Source organism: Flavobacterium aquiphilum, assembly GCF_027111335.1.
GTDB lineage: Bacteria > Bacteroidota > Bacteroidia > Flavobacteriales > Flavobacteriaceae > Flavobacterium > Flavobacterium aquiphilum.
Genome location: NZ_CP114288.1, coordinates 3,319,928 through 3,332,501, shown reverse-complemented (window position 1 = coordinate 3,332,501; position 12,574 = coordinate 3,319,928). Strand labels below are relative to the sequence as shown.

The 12,574-nt window shown below is 35.6% G+C and carries 9 protein-coding genes; 7 read left to right on the top strand and 2 right to left on the bottom strand.

From position 1 onward, the window contains the following. Nucleotides 1-2: 2 nt before the first annotated feature. The 7 genes from OZP12_RS13660 to OZP12_RS13630 all read left to right on the top strand — a co-directional run bounded on the left by OZP12_RS13660 (nucleotide 3) and on the right by OZP12_RS13630 (nucleotide 9,609). Nucleotides 3-1,241 carry an SGNH/GDSL hydrolase family protein gene (locus OZP12_RS13660; protein WP_281225580.1) on the top strand — a complete coding sequence of 413 codons (1,239 nt, stop codon included), beginning with the start codon at nucleotides 3-5 and terminating at the stop codon, nucleotides 1,239-1,241. Between the two features lie 96 nt (nucleotides 1,242-1,337). Beyond that, entirely contained in the window at nucleotides 1,338-2,888 is a 1,551-nt protein-coding gene (locus OZP12_RS13655) for a carboxylesterase/lipase family protein (RefSeq protein ID WP_281225579.1), read from the top strand. Nucleotides 2,889-2,945: 57 nt separating this feature from the next. Beyond that, nucleotides 2,946-3,794: a sialate O-acetylesterase gene (locus OZP12_RS13650; RefSeq protein WP_281225578.1), complete on the top strand. Its 849-nt coding sequence runs from the start codon at nucleotides 2,946-2,948 to the stop codon at nucleotides 3,792-3,794. A 15-nt stretch (nucleotides 3,795-3,809) separates the two neighbouring features. Next, nucleotides 3,810-5,132 carry a family 8 glycosyl hydrolase gene (locus tag OZP12_RS13645; protein ID WP_281225577.1) on the top strand — a complete coding sequence of 441 codons (1,323 nt, stop codon included), beginning with the start codon at nucleotides 3,810-3,812 and terminating at the stop codon, nucleotides 5,130-5,132. A 71-nt stretch (nucleotides 5,133-5,203) separates the two neighbouring features. Beyond that, nucleotides 5,204-6,364 carry an alpha/beta hydrolase-fold protein gene (locus tag OZP12_RS13640; RefSeq protein ID WP_281225576.1) on the top strand — a complete coding sequence of 387 codons (1,161 nt, stop codon included), beginning with the start codon at nucleotides 5,204-5,206 and terminating at the stop codon, nucleotides 6,362-6,364. Nucleotides 6,365-6,398: 34 nt separating this feature from the next. After that, nucleotides 6,399-8,324 carry an alpha/beta hydrolase-fold protein gene (locus OZP12_RS13635; RefSeq protein ID WP_281225575.1) on the top strand — a complete coding sequence of 642 codons (1,926 nt, stop codon included), beginning with the start codon at nucleotides 6,399-6,401 and terminating at the stop codon, nucleotides 8,322-8,324. A gap of 226 nt (nucleotides 8,325-8,550) precedes the next feature. Next, the gene (locus OZP12_RS13630; protein ID WP_281225574.1) at nucleotides 8,551-9,609 is read left to right on the top strand and encodes a LacI family DNA-binding transcriptional regulator; all 1,059 of its coding nucleotides are present in this window, start codon (nucleotides 8,551-8,553) and stop codon (nucleotides 9,607-9,609) included. A gap of 228 nt (nucleotides 9,610-9,837) precedes the next feature. On the opposite strand, the gene OZP12_RS13625 is transcribed toward OZP12_RS13630, so the two are convergent. Further along, entirely contained in the window at nucleotides 9,838-10,992 is a 1,155-nt protein-coding gene (locus OZP12_RS13625) for an OmpA family protein (protein ID WP_281225573.1), read from the bottom strand. A gap of 445 nt (nucleotides 10,993-11,437) precedes the next feature. Then, nucleotides 11,438-12,466, bottom strand: coding sequence for a LacI family DNA-binding transcriptional regulator (locus tag OZP12_RS13620; RefSeq protein WP_281225572.1), 1,029 nt, complete (start codon nucleotides 12,464-12,466; stop codon nucleotides 11,438-11,440). Nucleotides 12,467-12,574 lie beyond the last annotated feature (108 nt).

Sequence of the window (12,574 nt, the reverse complement as noted above, 5' to 3'; positions counted from 1 at the left end):
ATATGAAAAAGCAACATATCAAATGGGTTTTGTTTTTTAGTCTCCTCATTATTTTGGAGGGATGTAAATCCAGTCAAACAGCCGTAAATGGAATTGAAAAATCCAATACTCAAAACTGGATAGGAACTTGGGCTACGGCACAAATGCTTGTTGAACCCAATAATATGCCGCCTGCTCCGGGTTTGGCAGAAAATACACTGAGACAGATTATCAGGGTTTCCATTGGAGGAAAACGGATGAGGTTACGTTTTTCAAATATATTTAGCGATCAGCCTACCGTTTTAAAATCGGTAAGTATTGCAAATGTTGCTGATGCTCCGGCTATTGATGCAGCTACGCAAAAGATACTCAGCTTCAAAGGAAATTCGGGAGTAACAATGAACCCTCAGGAAGAAGTGTTTTCAGATGCTTTTGATTTTGCATTGCAGCCAGGCCAGCTTTTGGCAATTACCATTCATTATGGAACAGCTTCGCAAAAAACATCTGGACATCCAGGTTCCCGAACAACCTCTTATATTTTGGAGGGAGATAATCTGAACAACGCTGCTTTTTCGGGTGCGGTGAAGACAGACCATTGGTATTCAATTATGGGAGTGGATGTTGTTGCTCCTAAAAAATCTGCAAATATAGTCTGCTTAGGTAATTCTATTACAGACGGACGAGGTTCAGGAACTAATAAACAGAATAGATGGACTGATATACTTTCTGGGCGTTTATTAGAAAATAAAGGAACAGAACATATTGGAGTTTTGAACTTAGGAATTGGAGGAAACTGTGTTGTCAGAGGTGGATTGGGACCAACAGCATTGAATCGATTTGACAGAGATGTATTATCTCAGGCAGGAACAAAATGGTTAGTAATTCTTGAAGGAATAAATGATATTGGAGGAATCAAGAATGCTGAAGAGGCGCCAGTTAGAGCACAAGAATTGATTGCTGCCTATAAAGTGATGATCGACAAAGCGCATGCTAAGGGAATAAAAGTATATGGCTGTACTATTCTGCCGTTTGAAAAATCATTTTATGATGCTCCTTATCGACAAGAAGCCAGAGATGCTGTAAATGCATGGATTCGAGGAAATAATGGTTTTGATGCGGTAATTGATTTTGATGCAGCAATGGCTTCAGAGCCTGGCTCAAAAACTATTTTATCCAATATGCATGATAAGGATTTTTTACATCCAAATGAATTGGGTTATAAAAGAATGGGCGAAGCGATAGATTTAGGTTTATTCAAATAAAGCTATGAGTTAGCTTTTGTAAAAAAATCAATAAAAGACTTGAATTCTAGAATAGTTTTAAATAAAAATTAATATAAAATCGAAAGTAAATTACTTATGAAAAATATATTTATAGCTGTAGTATTAACCTCTTTGACTTTTTCGAGTACAATTGCCCAATCGCTCACAACACAAGTTCAAGTGAAGCAAGGCAGACTGCAGGGAACTGCTGAAGATGGATTACTGGTTTTCAAAGGAATTCCATTTGCAAAACCGCCAGTTGGTGATCTTAGATGGCGTGCACCTCAGCCAGTAAAAAAGTGGGATGGTGTGCTACAGGTAAATAAATTTGCGCCGGGTCCAATCCAGGGAGGAAATCCGCCTTCTGGAAAAAGCGAGGATTGTCTTTACCTGAACGTATGGACACCAGCTAAATCTGTAAAAGAAAAAGTTCCGGTACTGGTATGGATTTATGGAGGCGGATTTGGAGCAGGAGCAACTTCTGAAACCACTTACAACGGTAAAAACTTAGCCAAAAAAGGTGTTGTATTGGTCAGCATTGCCTACCGTGTGGGACAGTTAGGTTTTATGGCGCATCCGGAACTGAGTGCCGAAAATCCAAAAAATGTTTCAGGAAACTACGGCTTACTGGATATGATTGCAGGTTTGCAATGGGTAAAAGAGAATATTGCTGCTTTTGGAGGCGATCCAAATAAAGTAACCATTTTTGGAGAATCAGCAGGAGGTATTGCAGTAAGTATGTTATGTGCTTCGCCTTTGGCAAAAGGTCTGTTTAATGGTGCTATATCACAAAGCGGGGGTTCATTCGGTCCTTCAAGACTTACAACGTATCCAGGTGAAAACATGAAAACACTTAAGACTGCAGAAAATGAAGGATTGGATTATATGAAAAATGCCGGCGTGACTTCAATTGAAAAATTACGGTCGATTGAGGCTGATAAACTCCCTGCAGGACGTGGATGGCCCATTGTTGACGGATGGGTAATTCCTGATGATCAATACAAATTATATGAAGCAGGGAAATATAATGATATTCCCGTTCTTATTGGTTATAATTCAGATGAGGGGGCAAGTTTTACAAGAACCAAAGACCCAAAGGAATTTATCAGCAGTGTAGAAACGCGCTATGGTAAATTCGCAGAAAACCTCTTAAAAGCCTATCCTGTCAGTGATTCTTCGGTTCCAAAAACGGCTCGTGATTTATCCCGTGATGCGGCTTTTGGCTGGCAGACATGGTCTTGGGCTAGACTTCAGGCAAAAACGGGAAAGTCAAAAGTGTTTTTTTACTATTTTGATCAGCATCCAGATCATCCTAAAGATTCACCTTACTATGGTTTTGGTTCTTACCATGGTCAGGAGGTGGCGTATGTTTTTGAGAATTTAGATAAAGCAAACCCTCAAACGAGTAAGTCAGATTTAGCAGTTTCAGATCTAATGGGAACTTATTGGACAAACTTTGCAAAATATGGTGACCCTAATGGCAAAGATATTCCTAACTGGCCGGCTTTTAGCAATTCGGATCCCAAGTTAATGTATTTCAATAATAGTGCCTACACCGGTCCAGTTCCAAGTTTAAAATCACTAGAGGTTTTAGATTCTTATTTTTCCTGGAGACGTACACCGGAAGGCGAGGCTTGGGCAAAATAAATTCTATTTCAAATTATACTAAATTATAAATGCAACTGCTTAAATGACCATTAAACTATGAAGAATAATATCAGCCTAATGATGTTTGTTATCTTATTATTTTCAGCAAACACTATGTTTTCACAAAATCCTAATTTCCATATCTACCTGAGTTTTGGCCAGTCTAATATGGAAGGGAATGCTAAAATTGAACCTCAGGACACTGTAGAAGTTGATGGGCGTTTTCAGGTTTTGGAAACGGTAAATTGTCCAGAACTTAAACGTGAAAAAGGAAAATGGTACACAGCTGTTCCTCCATTATGCCGTTGTAAAACTGGTTTGACGCTAACCGATTATTTTGGAAGGACAATGGTCGCAAATCTTCCTAAAAATGTAAAGGTGGGAATTATCAATGTCGCAGTTGGGGGCTGTAAAATAGAGCTTTTTGACAAAGATAAATATGAATCATACGTGACAACCGCTCCTGATTGGCTGAAAGGAATGGTCAAAGAGTATGATGGAAATCCTTATGCAAGATTGGTTGAAATGGCAAAAATTGCTCAGAAAGACGGTGTGATTAAAGGAATTTTAATGCATCAGGGAGAGTCGAACACTGGCGATACGCTTTGGACAAAAAAGGTTAAAATTGTGTATGACAACTTGATGAAAGATCTTAAGCTGAATCCTAAAAATGTTCCGCTGCTTGCTGGAGAAACTGTTAATGCAGATCAAGGCGGGATTTGTGCGAGCATGAATACAATTATTGCCACTCTTCCAAAAACAATTCCTAATTCCTATGTGATTTCGTCTAAAGGATGTACAGTTGCTAAAGATAATTTGCATTTTGATGCTGCCGGCTATAGAGAATTAGGAAAAAGATATGCTGAGAAGATGCTTTCGCTAACAGAAAATAAAGCGTCAAAATAATATAGAATTTCAGTAATGATTTTTACAGCTAATCAGCCAGATATTTACCAAATGATAAAAGCAAATTTATTCAAAAACATACATAAAACAGGCTTATTTCTACTGTCTGTTATTGTTTCTTCTAATATGCTTTTTGCCCAAGAAAAAAAGAAATCAAAAGGAGCATTTGAAAATATAAAATACAGAAATATTTTTTTAGAAGCAGGGTATAAAAAAGCAGCTATTAGCGAGAAACTTTCTAAGGCTTATTACGATGTTTTTGAAGGTCCCAATCGTGTTTATTTTACTGTTGGAGATACAATGGCCTACGTATCGGATGTGAAAAATAAAGATGCAAGAACGGAAGGCATGTCATACGGAATGATGGTGGCAGTCCAGCTTGATAAAAAAGAAGTTTTTGACCGGATTTGGAGATTTTCAAAGGCGTATCTACAACATCAAAGTGGTCCTCGTGAAGGGTATTTTGCATGGAGTTTTAATCCGGTTACTATGAAGCAAAATTCCCCAGGCTCGGCATCTGATGGGGAATTGTATTATATCACCAGTCTTTTGTTTGCTTCTAATCGATGGGGTAACAGCACAGGTATTGATTATTATAAAGAAGCCAGACGAATACTGGACGCTATGTGGAAAAAAGACGGCACTGGGAATATTTATAATCTGATTAATACCGAACACAAACAAATAAGTTTTGTACCCGAAGGCAAAAATTACAATTGGACAGATCCGTCTTATCATTTACCCGCTTTTTATGAAGTTTGGGCTGCATATGCAAAAGATGGGCATGAGCAATTTTATAGAGATTGTGCCGATACTTCAAGGGCGTTTTTTCATAAAGCAACACATCCTGTAACAGCCCTTAATTCCGATTATACAGAATTCAGCGGTGAACCTCATGTTACGCCTTGGATGCCGGCAGGATTTCGTTATGATTCCTGGCGTGTTCCAATGAATATTGCAATGGATTATGCTTGGTTTGGTAAAGACAAAAAATGGCAAAAAGAATATGCCGTGAAGTTTCAAAAGTTTTTAAGGTTCAAAGGAATGGATACTTATGAAGATCAATTCAATCTTGATGGTTCAACTCCCGAATTTATTCTGCCGGCTGGTTCTGTAAAAAAATTAAGGCACTCCATTGGGTTAGTTGCCACAGCTGCAACAACAGCAATGATAAATGATGAAAAAGGAAGTTTGGATTTTGTACATGCTGTCTGGAACGCCAAGCTCGAACCCTATGAGGATGGTTATTTTGACCCATATTATGATGGGTTAATGTATCTTTTTAGCTTGATGCATTTAAGTGGAAATTATCAAATCATAAGCCCGCAAGCGCATTAGATTTTTTTTGCAATGAAATATAAGAAAGAATAAATTGAGTATTCACTAGGATTTTTAAAACAACAAAAATCATGAAACAATATCATTTTTTTATTGGATTATCGATGATTTTATTGAGTTCATTGGCTATGGCACAAATTGAGCCATTAAAAGTTATTGAAGATTTTAAACCTTCTTCAGTAAATCAGCAGGGTAAATTGTACCCTCAAGTGAATTCTCAGGGTCAGGTGAGAGCAAGTATTTTTGCACCACAAGCTAATAAAGTTCAGCTAGATCTTGGAGGTATTAAATACGATATGGTAAAAGATGATAAAGGTATCTGGACAGGAGTATCAAATCCTCAGGATGAAGGATTCCATTACTATCAGCTTAATATTGATGGAGCTTCGGTTCCTGATCCTGGAACAATATATTTTTATGGTGCAGGACGATTAGGCAGCGGAATAGAAATTCCTGCCGTAGATCAGGAGTTTTTTGCGATGAAAAATGTTCCCCACGGCCTTGTAAGCGAAAACATTTATTTCTCAAAATTGACTAATTCGTTCAGACGTTGTTTTGTTTATACTCCACCAAATTATAACGAAAATACAAAAACACGTTTTCCTGTACTTTATTTACAACACGGTAGTTTTGAAGACGAGACAGGTTGGTCGGTTCAGGGCAAAGCCAATTTGATTCTGGATAATTTAATTGCTTTAAAGCAAGCGGTTCCCATGATTGTTGTTATGGATAATGGATATGCTTATAAAAACCAAGGAAGTTCAGAAAATAAGCCCATATCGGTTTTTGAAGAAGTAATGGTAAACGAGATTATTCCAATGATTGATTTAAAGTTCCGGACTATTTCAGATCGCGAGCACAGAGCAATTGCCGGACTTTCGATGGGGGCCAATCAAACTATGAGAATTACAATGAACCATTTGGATAAGTTTGCTTTTTATGGCGGATTTAGCGGTACTTCTAATTATCCAAGTGCTGATGAAATTGATCCATCAGTATTTTTAGACGGAAAGTTTAATGACGGGAAAGCAGTAAACAAACAGCTAAAAGTTTTATGGCTTGGACTTGGAACAAAGGAACCAAATCCTTTTCCCGGTTCAATAGGTGCTTTCAAAAAAATGCTTGATAAACAAGGTATTCGGTATGTATTTTATGAGTCTCAAGGGACTGCTCATGAGTGGTTAACCTGGAGAAGGTCTTTACATCAGTATGCGGGCTTATTGTTCAAGTAAATAAATATTTCTATTAATTAAAAATATATTTAAAATGAAAAAAAATCTCTTGACAATTATTGCTTTGGTTGTTATGACTAGCAGTTTATTGGCACAAAAAATCGAAAAAGAAAGCCCAAAAGGTTTTGACCAGGTTCGAACAGGAATTCCTAACGGGAAAGTTGAGAGTTTAGAATATAATTCAAAAACTGTGGGAACTACCAGAAAAGTGACTGTTTATACTCCTCCCAGTTTTAGTAAAAATAAAAAATATCCCGTTTTATATTTACTTCACGGCATTGGTGGGGACGAAAAAGAATGGTTAAACGGGGGCAGCCCGCAAGTGATATTAGACAATCTTTATTCGGAAGGCAAGATAGAGCCTATGATTGTAGTTATGCCAAACGGCCGTGCAATGAAAGACGACAGCGCCACAGGCAATATAATGGCTCTCGATAAAGTGCAGGCTTTTGCCACTTTTGAGAAAGATTTACTAAATGATCTGATTCCTTTTATCGAAAAAAAATACCCAACGCTCAAAGACAGAGAGCACCGTGCAATTGCAGGCTTATCTATGGGCGGAGGACAGTCCTTAAATTTTGGATTGGGTAATTTGGATAAGTTTGCCTGGATTGGAGGATTTTCATCTGCTCCTAATACTAAGATGCCTCAGGAATTGGTGCCAAATCCTGAAGAAGCAAAAAAGAAATTAAAACTGCTCTGGATTTCCTGCGGAGATAATGATGGGCTTATCTATAATAGCAAGCGCACCCACGATTATTTGTTTAAAAATGATGTCCCCCATATTTATTACATTGAGCCGGGTGTACATGATTTTAAGGTCTGGAAGAATGGTTTGTATATGTTCTCTCAGTTTTTGTTTAAACCGGTAGATTCTTCCAGTTTTGCAAAGTACACTATTTTGGGAACTCCGGCTGAAACTAATATCAGAAATGCTAAATATCCTCAAATATTACCAGATAATCGAGTTGTTTTTAAAGTGAAAGCACCTGAAGCAGTAAAGGTACAGATTGATTTAGGTAAAAAGTATGACATGACAAAAGACGGTGAGGGAACTTGGAACGTAACCACCGATGTTATAAATAAGGGCTTTAATTACTATTCATTGCTTATTGATGGTGTGGCTGTTGCTGACCCGGCAAGTGAAACTTTCTATGGTATGGGACGTATGGCAAGCGGTATTGAAATTCCAAACAAAGAAGGAGATTTTTATGAATTAAAAAATGTTCCGCATGGTGACATTAGCATAAAAAAATATTTTTCAAAAGCCACTAATTCCTGGCGCGAAATGTATGTTTATACACCGCCAGGCTATGGTAAAGCCAGTGAAAAGTATCCAGTATTGTACCTGTTACATGGTGGAGGTGAAGATCAAAGAGGATGGGGGGCGCAAGGGAAGGCTAATTTAATTTTAGACAATTTGATAGCTGAAAATAAAGTCAAGCCAATGGTGATTGCAATGCTTGACGGTAACATGGGAAATACTGGTGGTATTGCAGGGTTTAATGAAAATGCGTTAAAGGCTTTTGAAAATGAATTAAAAAATGGAGCAATACCATTTGTAGAAAATAATTTTAAAGTTGCTACAGATGCCAGAAACAGAGCTTTGGCCGGTTTGTCTATGGGAGGATTACAGACACTTTATGCTGGAATTAAAAATTCAGATATGTTTTCCAGTATTGGTGTATTTAGTTCTGGCTGGTGGGCAAATAATACAGAATTGTCAGGGCCTCAGTACGAGTTTATGAAAAATAATACAGCAGTTATTAATTCAAATATTAAAGAATTCTGGATTTCAATGGGCGGTAAGGAAGACATTGCTTATGAAAATTGTAAAATAATGATGAGCAGGTTTGATGAGATGGGAATTAAATACAAATACAGTGAATATTCAGGAGGACATGCCTGGCCGGTTTGGAGTCATGATTTATATAAGTATACTCAATTATTATTTAAATAAAATATTGTTAAGTATGACTAATGGTATGATACAAAAGTTTTACTGGATTTATGATACTTTATTAAATATAGAAGAGTAAATTTTTAGCAGAGTTGATATCGTTACAATATGAAGGTTTTTAGTATTGTCTTTCTATGTTGTACGCCTTTTTTATGCTATGGATAATGAAAAGATTGCAATTTATTTAAAACACATATAATTGTTTAACTAATTTATTTTTTAATTCATGGAGGAGGTTAATAAAGATGTTACGATATATGACATTGCAGAGAAGTTAAATCTTGCAACTTCAACTATTTCCAGAGCTTTAAAGGATCATCATACAATCAGTGACAAAACGATTAAGAAGGTAAAAGAAGTTGTAGAAGAAATGGGGTATCGTCCCAATATTTTGGCAGCAGGTTTGCGTGGTAATAATACTAAAATAATTGGAGTATTGGTATCACGGATCAATAGACCCTTCCTTTCTTCACTAATTAGCGGTATAGAAGAGACGGCACAAAAATCGGGATATAGTGTAATGATTACTCAAAGTCACGATTCTTATGCAAATGAAGTGAATTTGGCAGAAGCATTATACAGCAGTAAAGTTTGTGGCTTGATTTGTTCCTTGGCTATGGAGACTAACGATGTGTCCCATTTTCAAAAGTTTTTTGATAAAAATATCCCCTTAGTTTTTGTTGATAGAGTTCCTAGGGAATTTGATACTAATCGCGTAATGATAGATAACTATTCGGCGGGATACAAAGCAACAAAGCATTTGATTGAGCAAGGTTGTAAACGTATAGCTCATTTAACCGGATTGCAGCATATAAATACATATAGTGAACGCAAAAGAGGGTATATTGATGCTTTAATTGAAGCTGGTTTGCCCATTGATGAAATGTTGATTATACATTATAACGCCTTAACTTTTGAAGAAGGAGAAAAAGCCAGCAATTATCTATATGATTTAGAAAATCCTCCAGATGGTATATTTTGTGCAAACGATTCAATGGCTGTTAAGGCTATTCAATGTGCTAAGAAAAGAGGGCTAAAAATGCCACAAGAAATTGCAATCATTGGTTTTAACGATGATCCAATTGCTTCGATGATTGATCCGGGATTGTCTTCAATTACACATCCATCCGTCGAAATGGGGCAAGCCTCAGCTAGAAAAATAATAAGCTTTTTAAAAGCGCCCAAAAAGAATGATATTTCCGAAATCACCTTTTTGAACACTGAAGTGGTTGTAAGAGAATCATCAAATAGACAAATTAAAAAATCCGGTAGTATTGATTTCTAATTTCAATTTGCATATCCAAGATTCGTATTTAACTAGAGACTGGAAATTGATAAAGAAACATCCACTCATGGAATAAATGTAAAAAGTTACACGGGAAATGTGTTCTTTCTGGCGTCATATCCACATTATAATAAGGTTGTTGATTTCGAAAATCTGTATGTTCTTGCTGGAGTTGAAGAAGACGATGACGATGACAACGAAGAAGAAGACGTAGACGAAGATGTGGAATTACTCATAGACATTGTTGTTTTTAGTTATTTTAAATTCTACTCGTCTATTTTTATTTCGACCTTCTTCTGTTTTATTTGATTCTATTGGCTTACTATTACCGTATCCAATCGTTTTTATTCTAGTCAAGCTTATACCTTTATTACTTAAATATTCTGCTATTGCTTGGGCTCTATCATCAGATAGTTTTTGATTATACTCATCACTTCCAACGTCATCGGTGTGACCAGAAATCAATATTTCAGTACTGTTATTTTTCTTTAAAAAATTGAATATTCTTTCGAGTTCATCTATGGCATCTTCATTTAAATCAATACTATTTGATTTAAAGTTGATGTTTTCTAAAATATACGTCTTTTCAAGTACTAAAGTTTCTTCCTCAATAACTTTATTTATTTTATTCTCAACAATATTGTCCGAATTGGGTTTTATCAAAGTAACAACCTTATTTAATGGCTCTATTGAAACCATATCTATAAAGTAATATGAACTGTTATGAGTTGCATTGCTATTGGTTTTTTTCTTTTTAGTTTTTGAATCATTATTAAAATTTCCAATTACAATATAGTTTTCTCCCCCTTTTGCTTTAATTACTTTTGAAACTAAGGTCCAATTATCTGAATTCGTATAATAGTCTTCATTTTCAACAGAGTGTTTAGAAGAGCTATTTAACCATATTTTTTTTAGTAAATTATCTGACAAACAATCTGAACTTGGAAGGTTTAATCTTGGATTTGAAAGAATAAAACTTATGTCACTTAGTGCATACTTGGATTTTTCTGCTAGACAAACATAAAATGAAACTTTATAATCTTTGTCCTTTTCTAAAGGACTTTTTAGGAGTCCTTGTATGTATTCTCTATAGTCATTCTCAGCATAAAAGTAACATCCAGCATATTTTTCACCAAATTTAGCAGTTTGGTGTCCATTGTAATTTTCAGGAATGGAAATCATATGATTTTTTGCATTAATATCAAATAAATCTGTTGTGCCATCATTAGGAGTTGACCAGTATTTTACATTTTCATTAAATGCACTAATTGAATCAGGCGTGTATCGAATTTCTTCAAAACTTGGATTTAAAACTAAATTTTGAGAAATTAATTTTAAGGATACAAGTATAAAAACTGTAGTTAATTTAAACGATTTAGTCATTTTTGTTGATTAAGTTTTTTAATTTAAACGCAAAGTAAATTCTTATATTGTGATACTTCTCTGTATAATTAGACACAACGTGAGGCTCTGTATAAATAGTTCTTTCTGCAACTTCTAATTTTTCTTTTTTTTCAATCCTGTCAAAAATATTTAAATCAATATTTCAAATCAAGTTAATTAGATTACAGGCAAAAATTGGGACGAGGCAGCTTCCACTCAAAGCCCTGAAATCACGATAGAGTGGGTTAGACCGAATGATTTAAATAACAAAATAGGCTATCTGAACTGTTTTAATAAAATGCTGTGTGAATGTTTAATATAGTGAACGGATCTTTGCTCCCTCTTTGGTAAGGGGTGGGGTGAGGATAAGCATAAGAAACTATTTTATATTTGCGCTTGGTATATAAAGCATTTTTTCCGGGTCCTCACCTTTTTAGTCTCTTTTTTATTGCTTTCTAAGTGTTGATTCCCGGGGAATTACCTCAGTTTTTAATTCAATTATTTTGGGTTCGAAAGACTTTCCTTCTTTTCGACATAACATTTCTTCTAATAACAAATTAAAAGCAGCAACACCCATTTCATAACTTGGTTGATCAACTGTACTTAATTTTGGTGTGATTACCTGTGAGACCAGCCAGTTACTAAAACCAATTACAGAAATTTGGTCAGGAACCTGAATTCCTTTTTCATTAAAATGGGCCAAAACCCCAACAGCAACTAAATCCGTAATGGCAAAAATTCCATCAATCCCTTTATCCTCCTCCAAAATTTGTTTTGCGAATTCGACTCCCTGCTCAAAAGTGATTGCTTTGCAAGAATACACCAATGAAGAATCAAATGGAATTCCATTTTTTTCCAATGCTTTTTTATACCCTAAAAAACGATCAATGGCATTTTGCGGATTTTCAAGGCCGCGAATATGGGCAATTTTTTTGCATCCCATATCAATTAGATGCTGGACTGCTTCCATCGCCGCTTTCTGGTCATTAATAATAACCTTTGAACTCGGAATCAATTTGGAAATTTTATCAAATTGCACAAACGGAATCTCTTTTCTAAGAATTTCTTTCAGGTGAACATCATTATTCGAATCATTAGACAGCGACATTATAATCCCATCAACTCTTTTATTTATCAAAAGTGCCACTTGCTTTTTTTCTAATTCTAAAGATTCATTAGACTGAAGAATAATAACTAGATAGCCATGCCGCTCTGCCTCAGCGATAATGCCATTAACAACTCCGGAAAAAAAATGGTGTACCACTTCCGGAATTATCAAACCTATGGTTTTAGACTCTTTAGTTCTCAAATTTACAGCAAAACTATTAGGTGTATAACTTAATTCTTCAGCTAGAGCAAGAACTGCTTTCCTTGTTTTTTCGCTAACATCAGGATAGTTCTTTAACGCCTTTGAAACAGTAGTAATAGATATACCTAAGCTTGAGGCTATTTCTTTTAATGTGGTCTCTCTCATAAAAACAAATATCGAAAAAAAAAATGACAAAATCGAAAACGTTTTCGGTGTTTTCGAAAACGTTTTCGGTCAAAAACACTAACTTGTTTTGTGAAATTAAAAATAGAT

Bases quoted from the DNA above. Each gene is read 5' to 3' on its own strand.
- OZP12_RS13640 (WP_281225576.1), top strand. From the start codon at position 5,204: ATGAAACAATATCATTTTTTTATTGGATTATCGATGATTTTATTGAGT.
- OZP12_RS13650 (WP_281225578.1), top strand. From the start codon at position 2,946: ATGAAGAATAATATCAGCCTAATGATGTTTGTTATCTTATTATTTTCA.
- OZP12_RS13630 (WP_281225574.1), top strand. From the start codon at position 8,551: ATGGAGGAGGTTAATAAAGATGTTACGATATATGACATTGCAGAGAAG.
- OZP12_RS13655 (WP_281225579.1), top strand. From the start codon at position 1,338: ATGAAAAATATATTTATAGCTGTAGTATTAACCTCTTTGACTTTTTCG.
- OZP12_RS13635 (WP_281225575.1), top strand. From the start codon at position 6,399: ATGAAAAAAAATCTCTTGACAATTATTGCTTTGGTTGTTATGACTAGC.
- OZP12_RS13645 (WP_281225577.1), top strand. From the start codon at position 3,810: ATGATTTTTACAGCTAATCAGCCAGATATTTACCAAATGATAAAAGCA.
- OZP12_RS13660 (WP_281225580.1), top strand. From the start codon at position 3: ATGAAAAAGCAACATATCAAATGGGTTTTGTTTTTTAGTCTCCTCATT.
- OZP12_RS13620 (WP_281225572.1), bottom strand. From the start codon at position 12,466: ATGAGAGAGACCACATTAAAAGAAATAGCCTCAAGCTTAGGTATATCT.
- OZP12_RS13625 (WP_281225573.1), bottom strand. From the start codon at position 10,992: ATGACTAAATCGTTTAAATTAACTACAGTTTTTATACTTGTATCCTTA.